Source organism: Vibrio paucivorans, assembly GCF_054053395.1.
Map to the genome: position 1 here is coordinate 1,715,191 of NZ_CM133230.1, position 16,073 is coordinate 1,731,263.

At 45.8% G+C, this 16,073-nt stretch carries 14 protein-coding genes; 5 read left to right on the forward strand and 9 right to left on the reverse strand.

Annotation, left to right across the window (positions count from 1 at the left end):
* Window positions 1–217: 217 nt before the first annotated feature.
* The 8 genes from btuD to cobT form a co-directional block, all read right to left on the reverse strand.
* Window positions 218–973 carry a vitamin B12 ABC transporter ATP-binding protein BtuD gene (gene btuD, locus ACXABW_RS07935; protein WP_457522027.1) on the reverse strand — a complete coding sequence of 252 codons (756 nt, stop codon included), beginning with the start codon at window positions 971–973 and terminating at the stop codon, window positions 218–220.
* Complete coding sequence (gene btuC / locus ACXABW_RS07940) at window positions 960–1,955, reverse strand: vitamin B12 ABC transporter permease BtuC (protein ID WP_457524979.1); 996 nt, start codon at window positions 1,953–1,955, stop codon at window positions 960–962. Before btuC ends, btuD begins: the two co-directional genes overlap by 14 nt.
* A 117-nt stretch (window positions 1,956–2,072) precedes the next feature.
* A complete protein-coding gene (locus ACXABW_RS07945; RefSeq protein WP_457522029.1) occupies window positions 2,073–3,101 on the reverse strand; it encodes a succinylglutamate desuccinylase in 1,029 nt (342 codons plus the stop codon).
* 204 nt (window positions 3,102–3,305) lie between these two features.
* Window positions 3,306–5,102: a M3 family oligoendopeptidase gene (locus ACXABW_RS07950; protein ID WP_457522031.1), complete on the reverse strand. Its 1,797-nt coding sequence runs from the start codon at window positions 5,100–5,102 to the stop codon at window positions 3,306–3,308.
* On the reverse strand, window positions 5,099–5,728 hold the full coding sequence (locus ACXABW_RS07955) for a histidine phosphatase family protein (protein WP_457522033.1): 630 nt from the start codon (window positions 5,726–5,728) through the stop codon (window positions 5,099–5,101). Before ACXABW_RS07955 ends, ACXABW_RS07950 begins: the two co-directional genes overlap by 4 nt.
* A complete protein-coding gene (gene cobU, locus ACXABW_RS07960; protein ID WP_457522034.1) occupies window positions 5,725–6,270 on the reverse strand; it encodes a bifunctional adenosylcobinamide kinase/adenosylcobinamide-phosphate guanylyltransferase in 546 nt (181 codons plus the stop codon). The genes ACXABW_RS07955 and cobU overlap by 4 nt, the downstream gene beginning before the upstream one ends.
* Window positions 6,271–6,310: 40 nt before the next feature.
* Window positions 6,311–7,093 (reverse strand): adenosylcobinamide-GDP ribazoletransferase, encoded by a 783-nt coding sequence (locus tag ACXABW_RS07965; protein ID WP_457522036.1) that lies wholly within the window; start codon window positions 7,091–7,093, stop codon window positions 6,311–6,313.
* Window positions 7,093–8,121 carry a nicotinate-nucleotide--dimethylbenzimidazole phosphoribosyltransferase gene (gene cobT, locus ACXABW_RS07970; protein WP_457522038.1) on the reverse strand — a complete coding sequence of 343 codons (1,029 nt, stop codon included), beginning with the start codon at window positions 8,119–8,121 and terminating at the stop codon, window positions 7,093–7,095. The genes ACXABW_RS07965 and cobT overlap by 1 nt, the downstream gene beginning before the upstream one ends.
* A 925-nt stretch (window positions 8,122–9,046) precedes the next feature.
* On the opposite strand from cobT, the gene ACXABW_RS07975 reads away from it, so the two are divergent.
* Window positions 9,047–9,748 carry an NAD(P)H-binding protein gene (locus tag ACXABW_RS07975; RefSeq protein ID WP_457522039.1) on the forward strand — a complete coding sequence of 234 codons (702 nt, stop codon included), beginning with the start codon at window positions 9,047–9,049 and terminating at the stop codon, window positions 9,746–9,748.
* Window positions 9,749–9,873: 125 nt separating this feature from the next.
* Here ACXABW_RS07975 and ACXABW_RS07980 read toward each other — a convergent pair whose 3' ends face one another.
* Window positions 9,874–10,869: an ester cyclase gene (locus ACXABW_RS07980; protein ID WP_457522040.1), complete on the reverse strand. Its 996-nt coding sequence runs from the start codon at window positions 10,867–10,869 to the stop codon at window positions 9,874–9,876.
* Between the two features lie 388 nt (window positions 10,870–11,257).
* Between ACXABW_RS07980 and ACXABW_RS07985 the strand changes: the two genes are divergently transcribed.
* The 4 genes from ACXABW_RS07985 to ACXABW_RS08000 all read left to right on the forward strand — a co-directional run bounded on the left by ACXABW_RS07985 (window position 11,258) and on the right by ACXABW_RS08000 (window position 16,051).
* The gene (locus ACXABW_RS07985) at window positions 11,258–12,385 is read left to right on the forward strand and encodes an ABC transporter ATP-binding protein (protein ID WP_457522042.1); all 1,128 of its coding nucleotides are present in this window, start codon (window positions 11,258–11,260) and stop codon (window positions 12,383–12,385) included.
* Between the two features lie 51 nt (window positions 12,386–12,436).
* Window positions 12,437–13,651 (forward strand): ABC transporter substrate-binding protein, encoded by a 1,215-nt coding sequence (locus ACXABW_RS07990; RefSeq protein ID WP_457522044.1) that lies wholly within the window; start codon window positions 12,437–12,439, stop codon window positions 13,649–13,651.
* A 129-nt stretch (window positions 13,652–13,780) separates the two neighbouring features.
* On the forward strand, window positions 13,781–14,806 hold the full coding sequence (locus tag ACXABW_RS07995; protein ID WP_457522046.1) for a carbohydrate ABC transporter permease: 1,026 nt from the start codon (window positions 13,781–13,783) through the stop codon (window positions 14,804–14,806).
* A gap of 24 nt (window positions 14,807–14,830) precedes the next feature.
* Entirely contained in the window at window positions 14,831–16,051 is a 1,221-nt protein-coding gene (locus tag ACXABW_RS08000; RefSeq protein ID WP_457522048.1) for a carbohydrate ABC transporter permease, read from the forward strand.
* The last annotated feature ends 22 nt before the right edge of the window (window positions 16,052–16,073 follow it).

A 16,073-nucleotide genomic window follows, 5' to 3' on the forward strand; every position in this document is an offset into this window, starting at 1 on the left:
TATAATCAGTCTGTTACAGGTGGCCAACATAAAGCAAGCTTGCTGAGTGTCGAGTTACTTTCCAACAATTTGCTGACACTTTACTCTCCAAAGCTCCCCATTAGGTGTACTGAGTTCTGTCTTATCCATTGAACACACATTAGTTTTTATATGGAAAGCTCAAATAAATAAAGCTCGTGTGAGTATTAGCACTAACAAACTATGGGGCACTACCAACTTACTCAAATATCAGATATGGCTTGCCATTAAACTCTACTTTTTGCACTTCTGTTCGATACACTTCAGAAAGCAGCGTTGGGGTCAGCACGTCGTTGACAGGCCCCACCTTTTGTAACACCCCATCATTAAGCAGCATCGCAGTGTCGGCATGGCGCAAGGTTCGATTCAGATCGTGGTTTGCCATAATCACACAGAGCCCTAATCTCGCGACCTCATCAATCAACTTATAAAGCAACGTTTCCTGCCCAATATCCAAAGGAGCGCCTGGCTCATCTAGCAATAATACTTTCGCGTAAGGGTTAATCGTCGGCCAGACCTGCAAGCAGATCGCCGCGAGTCTGACTCTCTGCCACTCTCCGCCAGACAAATGATGGATTGAACGATGCAGCTTATCTTCAATTTCTAACAGCTCGGTTAGTTGTTGGATCACGCATTGAGCTTTGGCATCTTCAATGGAGCAACAACTCGGAATAGACAGAGCCAAATACTGAAATACTTCAATACTAAACGCAGGCCTATCGCTTTGGCTTAAGTAAGAACGATGAAGTGCTAGTGTTGCGAGTGGGGTTTTGGCGACGTCTAACTCATCAAGACTCACATCACCTAAAAAACCCTGAACACCGGACAGTGCATTTAATAGCGTGCTTTTCCCGCTACCGTTAGGGCCTATGATGTGCATCACCTGCCCCGCCTCACATTGAAACGAAAGAGGCAGTAACCGCGAGCCAACATTGAGTGAATTAACGCGAATCATGATTCTTCACTAACATCCAGATAAAGATAGGGGCACCAATCGTGGTGGTGACAACCCCAAGTGGTAGCTCTGCCGAGTCCAGCGCAAGCCGAGCAATAATATCGGCAAAGACAATTAACAACGCCCCGCTTACAGCAGAAATTGGCAATAGGTATTTATTCTCGGTTCCAAACGCTAACCGAAGTAAATGCGGAACCACCAGCCCCACAAAACCAATCACACCACCCAACGCCACAGCGCCACCTACTAAAACTGAGACAGCGACAATTAACTTCCAGCGAATGGCATCAACATCGACACCCAGCTGCTTCGCGTGAGTCTCTCCCATCATGAGTTTATCGAGCGCTGCCCCTTGAAAACATAGCCACACCACCACAGGTAGCATCACAATAGTCACTAGGTGTTGGTACCAGCTTAACCCACCGATGCTGCCCATTAGCCAATACATCAATTGACGTAGGCTAAGGTCATCGCTGAAGTAAAAAGCCCAAGTCACTACCGCACCAGACATAATGCCCAACGCAACGCCAACAAGTAATAGCCTTGCGGTTGTTAACTTCATCGCCCGAGCCATGCCAACCAGTATCAAGGTAAACAACAGCGCGCCCAACACCGCTGCCAGCATAAATGCTTGAGGCGATGCCAATGCAGGGAACATGAACAGCACTATGACCATACCTAAGCTGGCACCGCCAGAAATACCCAGCACACCCGGCTCGGCAAGTACGTTGCCCAACAGCACTTGCAGTACAGCGCCGGATACCGCTAACGAGGCACCAATAGCAATTGCGGCTAATAATCTTGGTAGACGCAATTGGGAGAGAAGCTGTAACTCGAGTTGGCTAAGATCACCAAATGGAGAAATGAATAGCTCACCAACCATAAGGTAAGCCGCACTGGTGACAAAGAGTGCGAATAGAAGGATGAATGCGTAGCGCATCCAGCGCTGATGCTTTTGGTGAAGAAGCTGAGAAAAATCCATGATCCAATATAGTCGATGGTTCAACCAATCTGTGCCGTACACAAGCGCCAGATACAATAATGGCTTAACCATAACGTTAAGCCATTAAATAAGCTATTAAAAACCACTCAGTTGAGACTAATCGTAGACAACTTGCCCATCTTCGTAGCGAATCGCAACTTCACAGACCATCAAAGCAGCTCGCTGCCCTATCTCAACATGGCGATTCGGGAACACAATGGCTTCGTCTTCATTTTTCGCCATAAGCGGTTTATCACCATCGTGGCCAAAAACTTCACCATGCTTAAATACCGTGAAGTTCTCTACGTCATCAGAGAATAAGAAATCGAAATCTTCGTGTAAGCGCACAACCGTTCTGCTTACTCGGTACATGATTGCTTTTTTCGGCAAGTGTTCCGCTTTGGTGTCACCGATAAGATCACGTAAGGACAGGTCAAATGCGACTAGCTTATCGAGTTCATTTTCACCAATGCGTGCTACACGGCCAAGTTCCATTGTCAGAGCCTGCGCGGCAAAGTTTTCAGCACTATACCAGCTGAAAGTGCTTGATGGCGCGTTAGATAACAACACCGCTTCAACGTGGCCACTTTCAATAAATTCAAACAGCTCTTTACTGCGAACTGGATGACGGGTTTTAGGGCTAACCGCAAACGAATAATGCTTTGATAATCGAATCGCACAGTGAAGGTCTAAGTGCCAACGGCTCTCTTCGCTCGTGCCTTGGTAGAAGTCAGTAACCAACAACTTTAGGGTGTCAGCAATAGCGACTTCTTTATTGGACTCTCTGGCTTTATCGTCGAACAAACGATTTAGGTTCTCTTCGATAAAACGCGTATGTTGATTGGTCGCTTCTGGGTGAGCGATGATAAATAAGCAGCGATGCTCAATGGTTTGAAAACCGGATAAAACGTCGTCGACGATTTTATCGACCAACTCCATTGGAGCGGTTTCATCACCGTGGATCCCACATGAAATGATGATGTTTTTGCTTTCATCGGACTGCTGAGCCGGAATAATTTCAAGTACACCACGTTGGTGTACCTTCAATGATAGGCCACTAGGGAGGGCTAACTCACCCGCTGGCATATCTAATTGTAAATCTAAGCTGTCTAAAACAAAAGATTGGCGAAAGAGAGATTTCGTCATGCGCTACTCCTTTATTGCACAGCGGTATGTTAATGAATTGTACTGGCAATTTATGTAGCTGCGATCCCACTTATTGACAGGAATCGCAAAAATCATTGCCATGAATACGCCACTGAACAAAAAACAAACCGAGCATTGCTGCTCGGTGATAACTTTTTCTATAAGGTAATAATTTAAAGGGATTTTACCATATTTTGTAGGGTGTTACTTTTGATCTAGAAGGGATTCGAACTGATCTATTTTCTCTTTGACCATATCAATGCTTTGCTGCCAGAAATCCGCTTGGGTTAAGTCCATACCCAGATGCTTTTCAACCACTTCCTCTGCCATCATGCTCCCTGTATCACGCAGCAGTGCAACGTAATCTTTGTAAAAACTGTCGCCTTTACTATCGCGTTGTGCATAGACTCCTTTGCTGAACAAGTAGCCGAATAGATACGGATAGTTGTAGAAACTCACTTCCGAAATACTAAAGTGCAGTTTGCTTGCCCAGAAGTAGCGATCGGCTTCTTCCATTGAATCGCCATACCATTCTCTCCAATGAGCACTCATTAGTTCGCATAGCTGCTCTGCTGTTTGCTCACCTTCAATTCTACGTTTATAAAATGCCTTTTCGAACTCAAAGCGAACCGGAATATTCACCATCAACGCGTAACACGTCGAAAGCTCTTCCCACAGCATTTCTAATTTCTCTTCGCGGCTTTGTGCCTGTTTAAGCAAGCTATCACGCACAATATTCTCTGCAAAGATAGAAGCCGTTTCAGCTAGCGTCATCGGATAGCGAGTTTGACAAAGCGGCATATCCCGCATGATCCAGTTATGGAAAGCATGGCCAAGCTCATGAGCTAGAGTCATCAAGTCTGAGCGGCTTCCTCCCCATGTCATAAACACTAGTGGTGAACGCGTCGCAGCGAATTTCGTACAGTAAGCGCCGAGTCGACGGTTGTCACTTGGGGCAGCATCAATCCAACCATTTTCAACCATCAAGTCGACAAAATCCGCCATCTCAGGGCTGACCTCAGCAAATGCCGTTCTAATAACGTCTATCGCCTCTTCGAACGAATACACCTTGGCTTCAGCACTACCTAAAACTGGCATCGCAGCCATATGATTCCATGGTGACATCGTCTTTTGACCATGAACTTTCGCCATCAGGCTGCCTGCTTTTTGGCCAGTTGAGCGATTTTCTTTGGCCACCGACATCATGGCGTCCAAGGTCTCACTGGAGATCCGGCTTTGATGTAAACTTGGCTCCATAAAGTGAACGTTTTTCACTGATGATCGCTTTTGATATTCGGAATGACGCCAGCCCGATAGCGCATTAAGAATCGCGGCAAAGCTTTCTTGATGAGTCTCCATCGCCTTTTGAATCGCTTTCCAAGCTGGCTTTTGTTTATCGAAATCAGCGCCATAAAGAAGACTTGCTGCTTGGGAAAAACCCATCGTTTCAGTGCTGCCGTCGTCATGTTCGAGCGTCACTTGCAGTGAACCCGTCAAGTTATCGTATAACCTACCCCAAGCATCACGGCCATCTACCTGCATGGCAGAGAGCAATTGCTCTTCTTCAATAGACAACTGGGTCTCAGCTTCTTTCCTTAAACAGGCCAATTGAAAGCCTTGCCCTGCAACATCACCGCTGTCATGGTCTAGCACGTCTGCAATAAAGCTTTCTTCGGCGTGAGCCAATACGTTCTCGTATGGGGTGAAAGCTTGAGCAAGCAGAGAGTTTAGCTTAGCAATTTTACCCACCATCGCTTTGGCGGCTTCGTCAGTTGCGTTTACTGAAGCATGACACGTTGCAAAAGTATTGATGGTCGCTAGCAGTGTCCCTGCTGCTTCCGAAGTCTGAATCGCATTTTGCATTGCCAGTACTGTTTGGCGTTTATCAACATGCAGGTTGAGTACTTCAATGCACTGCTCAATAAGCGCAATGTCTTGTGAAATCTTTGGGTCGTTCAAACCGCTGTAGGCAATAGTAAGGTTCCAACTTGGCGTTGTCATAGCGCGTCCTTTTGTAAATTGAGCAGTTCTCCGATCGATTGAATACGCGGGTGAACCTGCTCAGATTTTATAATCTGAATATGGGTAACTGATTGGTTTCTAATATTTAATGTCGAATATAATCGAGGGTTTTTCCAATCTAGATTGAGTATATGAGCCAAAATCATTCTGATCGTTCCACCATGAGCAATCACTAAACAGTCCGACTCCTGATTCTCGATTAGAGCCTGCCACGCCCGTGAAACGCGTTGGTTGAAGCTCGCTAATGACTCACTCCCCTTAAATGAACAGCCAGCTGGATTTTGCCAAAACTGCTCGAGTTCTTCCCAGCGATCTTCAAGCTTGCTAAAGCTCACATCATCAAACTCGCCAAAGTCCATCTCTTGAAATTGTTCGTTAATCGAAACTCGCTGAGAAGAGTCTTGCTGACCAATAAGCTCAGCCAATTCGCGGCAACGCTTCAAGGGAGACGAGATGATGTGATGGCATGGTAATCCTAGTTCAAGCCACGCCTTAGCAATATTGGCTTGCACATCAGGGTCTACACATACATCGGTGCGGCCATTAAGTGCGGGTTCACCTAGCGTTTTTCCGTGTCTTAATAAATAGATGTTGATTGGCTTCATTTGTCACCCTTCATCACCAGAGGCAAGCCAGCCGCAACAAATTCCACTTTGTGCGCCGCTCTTGCGAGCGCTTGGTTCATCCAACCAGCATGATCAACAAACAAGCGTGACACTTCCCCCATAGGAACCACTCCCAGCCCGACTTCATTAGACACTAACAGTATGCTAGCGTCCGATGATTCAAGGGAAGTCACTAGGCCGTTTACCTGAGACTTAATGTCTTCATCGCTTGGCGTTGAAGTTCTGCTGGCAAAAATGATGTTATTGAGCCAAAGCGTTAGGCAGTCAATCAACACCACATCGTCTTTTTCAAAAGTAGCAATTAGGTTCGCAAGCTCTGTCGGACATTCATGCTCTATCCAGCCAGTACCTCGACTCTGCTTATGATGTTCGATTCGAGACCGCATTTCTTCATCAAATGGCTGGGCTGTCGCAACATAATGCAGGCGTCCGCTTTTCTTGTTCGCTAGTGACGTCGCACTTTGCTCTGCATGGCTTGATTTGCCAGAGCGAGCACCACCAAGCACTAATTGAATGGTCATGTGAGGTCCTTTTATTTGTTCAATCTGGTGTACTGACCACTTAGATGTAGTAATTAAAGAATAATGCCAGCAAAACAAGGTAGATAAGTAACTCACTTAGCTGCTGAGCTGCGCCTAAACAATCCCCAGTAAAGCCTCCAATACGCGCCATCAACCAACGCTTAAAGCCAAAGCGAAACACAGTCAGTACCACCAGAACAATTAGACCCGCAAAGGCTGGTAACCATATTAGCGACAAGCAGCCTGTCACGATCAGGAAAATGAGTTCTCCTTTACTTTGCCTGTTGGCAAGTGGCTTGCTTTTACTGGTGTCCAGATCGCTTACATAAGGCATATCGAAAATCAAAGAAGCAGCAACGGCACGGCTTAAGGTGTAAGCGGTGATAAGAACCAATACGAGCGGAGCTAAGGAATGCAGTTTAACCAACAGAATAAACTTCGCTAACAACGCCATGATAAGTGTTGCTGCACCATAAGTACCAATGCGGCTGTCTTTCATTATTGATAGACGGCGCTCTGGGGTCATGCCGCCACCGATTCCGTCCGCCATATCGGTAAGGCCATCTTCATGAAATGCACCGGTAAGCAGCAAGCTAAAAACCATCGTTATCAGAATGGCGATGGTCATGGGCAAAAATAACGACATTAAGCTGAACACGGCGGCACATAGCCCACCAAGTAACGCGCCCACTAGAGCAAAATAGCGGCCACTTCGATTCATGCGTTCTTCATCGTATGGTGTCGATTTTGGAATAGGAATACGCGAGAAAAAGCCAAGCGCTAACCAAAATAGTTCGACTTGATACCGAATTGCACGCACCATTAGACGGTGACTCCAGCATCTTCAAAACTTGCCATGGTGTTGTAAAACTCGGCGGCAGCACGAAGTAACGGCATGGCCAGTACAGCACCTGTTCCCTCGCCTAGTCTTAATCCCAAATCGAGTAACGGCTGAGCGTCCAGCTTGTTCAAAACAAATTGATGCGCGGCTTCTTCAGACTTATGAGCAAAAATCATGTAATCGCGACATTGAGGATCAATCAACGTTGCGACATAAGCTGCCACACTGACGATAAATCCATCCACCAACACAGGGGTTTGTCTTTTGCCCGCCGCTAAGAACGCACCGACCATCTGAACGATCTCGAATCCTCCCACTTCAGCCAGTACTTGCTGTGGCGTTGCTGATTTACGTCGCTCACCCCCTTTCGCAACCACGTCGACCTTTTTGGCTAACTGCTGTGGATTAATTCCCGTACCTAAGCCGACCGCATCTTGTGGCTTAATATCATCTAACGAACAAATGATTGCTGACGCACTACTCGTGTTGCCGATGCCCATTTCACCAAACATGAGAATGTTTGAGCCAGAATCGATAACACGTTCTGCGACCGATTGTCCAAGCTGTAAGCCACGCTGTACTGTCTCTGGTGACATTGCTGATTGATGAGCAAAGTTACTGGTTCCTTCCCCCAGCCTTTGTTCAATTAGCCGAGAAGAATCTGTTTGTATTGGTGACAATATGCCAGTATCAACCACCCACATATCAACATCGTTACTACGACAGAAACAGTTGATCGCCGCGCCACCAGCAAGGAAGTTATAAACCATTTGTTGAGTGACAGCGCTTGGCGCGATACTCACGCCTTCTTCAGCGATACCATGATCTCCAGCAAACACCAGAATCGTTGGTTTCGTCAGGCTAATATTTGTGACAGCATCACGTTTACCCTGACTTTGGATAAGTGCTAGATGATGAGCAAGCTTCTCTAGTTGGCCCAACGCGCCTATTGGCTTGGTTTTTTGATCAATACGGTGCTGAATCACTTCAGAGTGAATGGTATCTAACATGCTATTTAACTTATGCGGTAAGAAATGGAGCCAAAGCACTATGTCACTAAACTATGCCACTACACTATGGCGTTATTCACCAACATAAGCCGATGATTCATAGTGCTTCCTTATTCTATGAATAGTTTGAGTCTAACTCGAAACCAAGATGTTCTCTAGAGGAACAACAAGGCTCAACACACTGAATTTCGTTTATGTTCTCACCTGGCTTGTCATTCTGAGTGTCAAAATAACTTGGCTAATATGAAATTTATCAACTAAGGTTTTAGATACCATCATAACTCATTCATTCTCAAACCTTTCTTGTAAACGGCATAGAAGATGCTTGTTTAGATTCACCATTAGACGCTTTCTATGTCGGTAACGTCTCTTGATGAGATAAGGAGTCACGATGTTTGCTAATCAAAGAGCGAAAAGTACAAAACGCACTAAACAATCAACAAACAAAAGTCAGAAAAAAGTCCCTCTTTCACTCACATAGCTTAGGGTCTATTGCTCTTTCGAGCTGATTTTTGCAGCACTTTGTGGGAGATTTATACAAGGCAGAGGCTTTGATGTGTAGCTAGCCTACATGAGAAGCCGATAACGCAGTAGAAATGAACCACAAAGGCTGCCCAAAGGGTTCGGCTAAAATCGTTTTATGCTTTCTTAAAGACTCTTTGCTTAGAATGACTAGGCTACACAGTCTTCGCCTCGCCTAAAACGATTTTATCTCGAACAAAATTTAACCACGAAAGATCAACAGACCCTAGACATTTAAACCAGCCAAATGACCTCGCATCGCGAGGTCATTGCGTTTCTGTAGTTCGTTGTGGCAGTAAGCAACGGCTAAAATGAATTTCCTAAACAACATTTATCCTAAATCACAGAAACTTTGGTTAGATTTGAGCTATCTTCAAATTCTGGCGATTAAAAAGGCATTTGAATGAGCATTATTGGTGACAACTCTACGGTAATCATTGCCGGAGGCAGCGGCCTTGTCGGTTCTGAGCTAACAAAACTATTGCTCGAGAATGACCCTATTTCAAAGGTGTATGCACTTGTACGCCAGCCTCTCCCTTTCTTTCATCCAAAGCTCGAAGCAATTCAAGATGATCAATTACGCGTACTGGAATGGAATGAAGAGCAGCCTATTCCTGAAATCGGCTTTATTTGCTTGGGAACAACAAAGAAAAAAGCGGGTTCGAAAGCCGCTTTAGAGAAGATCGACTATGAGCTTGTATGCGATGTCGCTCAATCTATGAAAGTGCTTGGTGTAAAAAAGATTGTCGTCGTTTCCAGCTATGGAGCATCGGTTCAGTCGCTTTCACACTATTTGAAGTGCAAAGGGAAGATGGAACATGCAATATCCCGTTTGGGTTTTGAAAATACCGTCTTCGTCAGACCCGGTCCCCTGCGTGGGATCAGAGATGAGCCCCGCAACGACGAGCTCGCATTACAAGTTATCATGAAAGCGATTCGCCCATTGATGATAGGTAAACTGCGTAACCTCATTCCAATTGATGCGACAGATGTGGCAACAGCTATGCTCTACAGCGCATTCGATCACTCGCTTGGAAAACACAGCATCTTAACCACTGTCCAAATGCGTGATCTGCTCGAAAAATATCTGCCATCTAATCACTAGATGGCAGTACGGAACTTCTGAACTTACTCATTGATGAGATTTCTATGCACGCTCCAACATGCGAGTTAAAGCGCAAAGATGAGTCGACTTCGGCGCATCTCCCCCTCTACACAGTACCTGTTTAACTAAGCTGTCTCGGCTTCCTGTGTGGGTAGCTTATCAAGTAAATTAATACCGCATTGCTGACCAAATTCTATCAAGTCGATGAGCACCCAGTTTTCATGTAACTTATCGTCACGACGAACATAAAAGTCCATGATATTCATACCAATATCTTTGCCCGTTGGCTCAAAACCACGAAATGGCTTACCACTGAAATTACCCTTCAAGCTAGGCCATCCAGTAAATGCCGCCGTCTTACCTTCGGCAATTCGGGCTCGGTGGTAACCGCCCGTTCGGCCGGGAAAACTCGCAACAGAAGGCCCTTGAGCAAAGTCTTGAAACTCCTGAAATCCATAGCAAGAACCGACACCCCATGGCCCGTGCCAAACCATGTCTTCATGCCAAAAATCACTCATCCCCATGCTCTTTAGATCGCTACCTTTTAATCGGTTGCAACCTCCCAACATGCCTTCAACAATATCGAGTGTCAGTCTCGACTCATCAGGATCTTGCGATGTTAAGCATAAACCGTTATCTAGCGCTGGCCCTGGTGGCGTTTCCGAACGACCGTCAAATGGTGGTATAAGTGGATAGCCTGCTTGAGCAGCCAAACCTAAGATGTCAAATAGGCAACGAATTTCGACAATTGTATCGCCTTCGATTTTATAGAACTCACCAAATCGAAGTTTGACTTCGTTGTCTGTCGTCGGAATACCTAAGTATGGCTGCTGCATTACACCAATATACTCTCCTGCAGAGACAACCCAAGTCCCCCCTTCAAACTCACCGCCTAAGAATAGGTAGGGTTTACGCTGAACATTAGGGAATGTTTTGATTAATGGTGTGTAAACCTCTTCAAACAGACTCACTCGTCCAGTTAGCCGTCCAATCGGAGCTGGACCATAGAACTCAATATCTTCTGCGTACGGGGACATATCTCGCATCCCGTGATGAGAATTTGGCTTTAATAAGTCTTGCCACAAACCTTCTATTATTTTCTTAGCGCTTTCTATGGTCATCACTCTTCTCCTTTATTATTTCGAGCTCTATTCAGCCACCAAACGGTCCACTTTGCATACATATCCAAACATAATTCAATTGCAAATATCCCACACATGTAAAACAAATGTAAACTCAGACATTCATTTACACTTTCTTTGCCAAAAATCAAAACTAAAATTTACAACCAATAATTAACGTTAAATTAGAATATAATCCCATAATTCATTAGCAATAGCAGCCAATAACACCAACAAACAACTATAACCTAGAAATCCAACTTTCGTATAGAAATGTCAAAGATCTCACATTTAACAATTACGCATCATAGATACATTGCATTCGTATCCAACTTGTGCAGAATTACATCACACATGTTGCTCAATTGTTAATCACTAGGTGGAGAAAATGGCTCGTATTCAACTCAAAGGACTCACAAAAAAGTGGGGACACGTTTATGGTGTTCAGCACGTTAATCTCGATATAGCTGATCAGGAATTTGTTGTTTTCCTAGGGCCTTCAGGTTGCGGTAAAACGACAACGATGAGAATGATTGCAGGGTTAGAAGACCCATCAGACGGTGAAATTCACATCGGTGATCGCATCGTCAATTCGCTTGATCCTAAAGACAGAGATGTAGCGATGGTGTTCCAAAGCTACGGCTTGTACCCAAACCTCACGATTTACGAGAACATCCGTTTTCCACTAAAAGTTCGTAAAGTCGACCCAACGACCCATGACGAACGAGTCAAACGTGCAGCAGAAATGGTCGAACTTGGAGATCTGCTTGATCGTTACCCACGTGAGCTGTCAGGTGGTCAAAGACAACGTGTCGCACTTGCTCGTGCCGTAGTACGTGAACCAACCGTTTTCTTAATGGATGAACCACTATCAAACCTTGATGCAAAACTCCGTGTCTCTACCCGCGCCCAGTTGAAGCACTTACAACACGAACTTAAAGTCACGACTATCTACGTAACCCATGACCAAATTGAAGCGATGACGTTAGCCGATCGTGTAGTGGTCATGAATGCAGGTGAAATTCAGCAAGTGGGGACACCGACAGAAATCTACAATAACCCAGCTAACGTGCTCGTCGCTGGCTTCATTGGCTCACCAGCGATGAACCTGGTCGACGGAACTATCAAAAACGGAGTCTTTGAAGCAGAAAACATCTGTATATCTGGTCTCGATCCAACCATTTCAGGGGAAGTCACACTCGGTTATCGCGCAGAAGATGCTACTGTCACAGCACATGAGCAGCTAGGCAGCCTTCCAGCGTATAAACCGGATAGTGAGCTAGGTGCAGCTGCACGTAAATTACAGCAAAGTGAAGCTCAAATCGCCGTCAGTGCCCCTGTTTACAGCATGGAACTGCTTGGTGATGCAACCATGGTATCGGTTAAAGCAGGAGGGGCACTATTTGCAGCGAAGGCCGACAAGCACTTCCGTATTGAGATCGACCAACCTATTAGCTTCAAGCTTGAAACTTCTCATTGCCATTTATTTGATAAGAAAACCGGACAGCGCATATAGCTGCGACTGTCATTCGAAAGAAAAAGGTTCAAACGATAAAAGGATATTAAAATGTTGAACAAGAAATTAAGCGCCATTGCGCTAGCGCTTAGCTTAATTGCCCCTGCCGCCTACGCAAACTGTGATTTTAAATCTCAGATAGAAGTCAAATCTCTCTCGGCCAGCTTTCAAGCATGGAAAATTGTCACCGACGAGATGAAAAAATGCAGCAAAGTGCGCGCTGAACTGGATAATGAATTCAGGATTAAACAACCTGCTGCGCTCGCAACAAACCCTTCGCTATATCATATTGCAGGCGTTGCTACCGAAACGCTCGTACCGCTGTTAAATGAACAGACGATTCGACCACTCGATGATCTCGTAGAGAAGTACGGTCAACAGCTTCAACCCAATCAGCTCATCAAGGTTGACGGCCAAATCATGGCGATCGCTATGATGATCAACTCGCAGCACTTAGTTTACCGTAAAGACATCTTAGAGCAGCTGAACATCGCGCCTCCAACGTCATACGATGAAGTTCTCGCAGCCGCGGAGAAAATTCGCGAAGCAGGGATTATGCGTTACCCACTGAGCGGCACCTTTCAAACCGGTTGGAACTTAGGCATGGAGTTCACCAACATGTATCTTGGATTTGGCGGCTCGTTTTTCGAAGGTGACAATCAGCCGAGCATTAATAATGAAGCAGGAATAAAAACGCTTGAAATGCTCAAAGCCATGACCGAATACATGGAGCCTGAATACTTAATCGCAGACTCCACCCACGTACAAAAACAGATCCAACAGAACAAATCTGCGATGGCGAACTTGTGGGGCTCCCGCGCTTCTGCAGTCGATGATGAAAAAGAGTCACAAGTCTCAGGAAAAGTTGGCTTTGCCGCCGCCCCATCAGCCATACAAGGAGGCAAGCCTGCATCTACCCTTTGGTGGGACGGATTTACTATCGCATCGAACATCAGCGATGAAGAAGCTGAAGCCGCTTTTCGCGTTGCGCTATCCAGCATTACCCCCGACATGGCAAACGACAATAAAGACGTAGCAACCTGGCTAATCAAAGGGTTTGAACCTGGAAAATACTCGCAAGGCGCAATCGCCAATGCGATGTCGGGTACGCCGGCTTACCCTGCCTCATCTAGCATGGGAATGATGCAAGCCGCGTTAGGGACAACCATTTCTGACTACCTCGTTGGCGGCACTAGCGCGTCTGCGACGTTGGCAGAGGTTGAATCTAAATACTTAGCGTCAGCAAAAGAGCAAGGATTACTTTAAACCTGATCGCTGAAACCTAAAGGACTAGGTGGACTTAGCCCCCTAGTCCAATTGTTCGAGTTACTCCATTCAATGTATAGAGTCCGACTCACTCTATGCAGCTGATTCGCTTCTCACTAGGAGAAAACAATGCGCCGCAGTACTTTTCTTGCCTTTGTTGGCCCTTCATTATTTATGATGGTCGTTTTCATCGCTACACCATTGATAAGTGTACTTTGGCAAAGTGCCCACGTGACACAACCCGTATTTGAAGAAGTCACGATTGAGACCTGCTCCCCAGGTTTTATGGAACAGATATGTACCACTGAAGTCACCAGTCGCCCGACCTTTGATGCCGATGGAAAGCCAATTAAAGAGACCCACTATGTAGGCTTTGATAGCTACCGAGAAATGCTTCAACCTGAACGTCTGTCTAAGGCTTTCTCAGAAGACGGTGGCGGTTTTTCTGACATCCTAAAAATAGACTTTTACAAAGCACTTCGCTTTACACTCACCTTTACACTGATCACCTTGCCACTGGTAGTTGGCGTGGGTTTAGCGCTTGCTCTGGCGGTTCACAACACCATCAAGTCACTGCGCGGGCCAATCATATTTGTCTCCCTTCTACCCTTTATCATTACGCCCGTGATTGGCGCTCTTTCGATCCGCTGGCTATTTGTTGGGGACGGCATACTCACGGCAGGTTTGCAGCATTTACTGGGTTACGAGTTTTCAATGTTCGCTCAATCTTGGACGATTGAAGTGTTAATGATGTTCTACCGTGTTTGGCACGTTGCACCGTTTGCTTTCATCATCTTTTATGCAGGCTTGCAAACCGTCAACCAAGATACCCTCGACGCCGCGATTGTTGATGGCGCTTCACGCTGGGAGCGAATGCGCTCGGTCATCATCCCTCACTTAATGCCACTGATCATCTTTGTCTCAATGATGCACTTAATGGACGCCTATCGTGTATTTGAAGAAGTCATTGGCTTTAGTAGTGAAGCCCACGTTATTTCACTTCAGTGGCTCACGTTTGACTTACTTACACCTGATAACACAGGTAACCGTTCAATATCACGCGCATCCGCCTCCTCCATGCTCACTATGGTTGGCATTGTATTGCTGCTTATCCCTGTTCTACGCCGTACTTGGCAAGATCACAAACGTAGCTAGGCTAGAATTTTAAGGAATTTAACTATGGAAATGTCAGAAATACCAAGAGCCTTCCGTCAACCGATAAGCTTAAGATTGACGACCGGCGCACTTTTGGGGCTATGGGTAATTGTCGCTTCATTCCCACTACTTTGGATTGCGGTGATGTCGTTCAAGTTACCCATCGATTCATTCGCCAATAACCCGATCCAAGTGTTATTTGGCTTTGAAACCCTAAACGAAGTTGGCGGTTTGTCTACCATTGACATTATGCTTTGGGCGACGTTTGCGTATTACGTTTTCAAAGCACCCTCTCTTTTTGGTGAACAATTATCGTATCACCTTAAAGGGCGACACCCGATGTGGGTTGGGAAAGTACTCGCTACGATCGTATTTGGTGTCGCCATTGCACTAGCGAGCTTTGTCATCATACCCACTGCACTGAATATTATTTCATCCATTCTAGGTGCCATCCCATTCATCGGTGGACTGGCCGAGCCTGTTGTTGGGTTCACTTGGCAACACTATGAGGCGGTCTGGATTAAAAACGCATTTTACAATCAGTTTACCAACTCAATGATTGTCACTGCGGGTGTAGTACTTATCTCGCTTACTGTCGGTACGTTAGCTGGATACGCACTCTCGAGAACCAACTCTAATCTTGCGTTTTGGCTTTTACTTATCGCTCTAGTATTACGTGCCCTGCCTCACTCGGTATTGGTTACTGGGTATCTGCCGGTGTTTATTAACTCTAGTGAGATCTTCGCCCCACTGTGGGAAAGTGTGGTAACAGGTTGGTTCTTTACCCTGTTTAGTGAATCGGCACCGACGCTTTACGGTAAGCCTTTTGCCATCATCGTTGTATTAGTGGCCATCAACCAGCCGTTTACGATTTGGATGCTACGCTCTTTCTTCCAGAACATCCCGCAAGATCTCGACGAGGCCGCTATGGTCGATGGTTGCTCACGTTTTGAAGCATTTAGACGTGCAGTACTGCCTGTCGCTTGGCCGGGAATCATCACCGCAGGACTATTCTCGTTCCTACTGGGCTACAACGATTTTCTTGTGACCTCATTGCTGCTTGATGCGCAATCACAAACCATGGTTCCGGCTATCACTCAATACTTTAACCGTGAAACCACCATGACAGACCAAGTAGAAGCCGTTGCCGCTGCCGTTTCAATCACAGCGCCACTGTTCCTACTCGTCATCGTGTTCCAGAAGCAGATCGTTTCAGGGCTGACACAAGGCGCGGTCAAAGGCTAAACCAAACAACTCGAATCAAGGT

Bases quoted from the DNA above. Each gene is read 5' to 3' on its own strand.
- ACXABW_RS07955 (WP_457522033.1), bottom strand. From the start codon at position 5,728: ATGAAGCCAATCAACATCTATTTATTAAGACACGGAAAAACGCTAGGT.
- ACXABW_RS08000 (WP_457522048.1), top strand. From the start codon at position 14,831: ATGGAAATGTCAGAAATACCAAGAGCCTTCCGTCAACCGATAAGCTTA.
- btuC (WP_457524979.1), bottom strand. From the start codon at position 1,955: ATGGATTTTTCTCAGCTTCTTCACCAAAAGCATCAGCGCTGGATGCGC.
- ACXABW_RS07995 (WP_457522046.1), top strand. From the start codon at position 13,781: ATGCGCCGCAGTACTTTTCTTGCCTTTGTTGGCCCTTCATTATTTATG.
- ACXABW_RS07985 (WP_457522042.1), top strand. From the start codon at position 11,258: ATGGCTCGTATTCAACTCAAAGGACTCACAAAAAAGTGGGGACACGTT.
- ACXABW_RS07945 (WP_457522029.1), bottom strand. From the start codon at position 3,101: ATGACGAAATCTCTCTTTCGCCAATCTTTTGTTTTAGACAGCTTAGAT.
- btuD (WP_457522027.1), bottom strand. From the start codon at position 973: ATGATTCGCGTTAATTCACTCAATGTTGGCTCGCGGTTACTGCCTCTT.
- ACXABW_RS07965 (WP_457522036.1), bottom strand. From the start codon at position 7,093: ATGGTGCGTGCAATTCGGTATCAAGTCGAACTATTTTGGTTAGCGCTT.
- ACXABW_RS07950 (WP_457522031.1), bottom strand. From the start codon at position 5,102: ATGACAACGCCAAGTTGGAACCTTACTATTGCCTACAGCGGTTTGAAC.
- ACXABW_RS07975 (WP_457522039.1), top strand. From the start codon at position 9,047: ATGAGCATTATTGGTGACAACTCTACGGTAATCATTGCCGGAGGCAGC.
- ACXABW_RS07990 (WP_457522044.1), top strand. From the start codon at position 12,437: ATGTTGAACAAGAAATTAAGCGCCATTGCGCTAGCGCTTAGCTTAATT.
- cobT (WP_457522038.1), bottom strand. From the start codon at position 8,121: ATGTTAGATACCATTCACTCTGAAGTGATTCAGCACCGTATTGATCAA.
- ACXABW_RS07980 (WP_457522040.1), bottom strand. From the start codon at position 10,869: ATGACCATAGAAAGCGCTAAGAAAATAATAGAAGGTTTGTGGCAAGAC.
- cobU (WP_457522034.1), bottom strand. From the start codon at position 6,270: ATGACCATTCAATTAGTGCTTGGTGGTGCTCGCTCTGGCAAATCAAGC.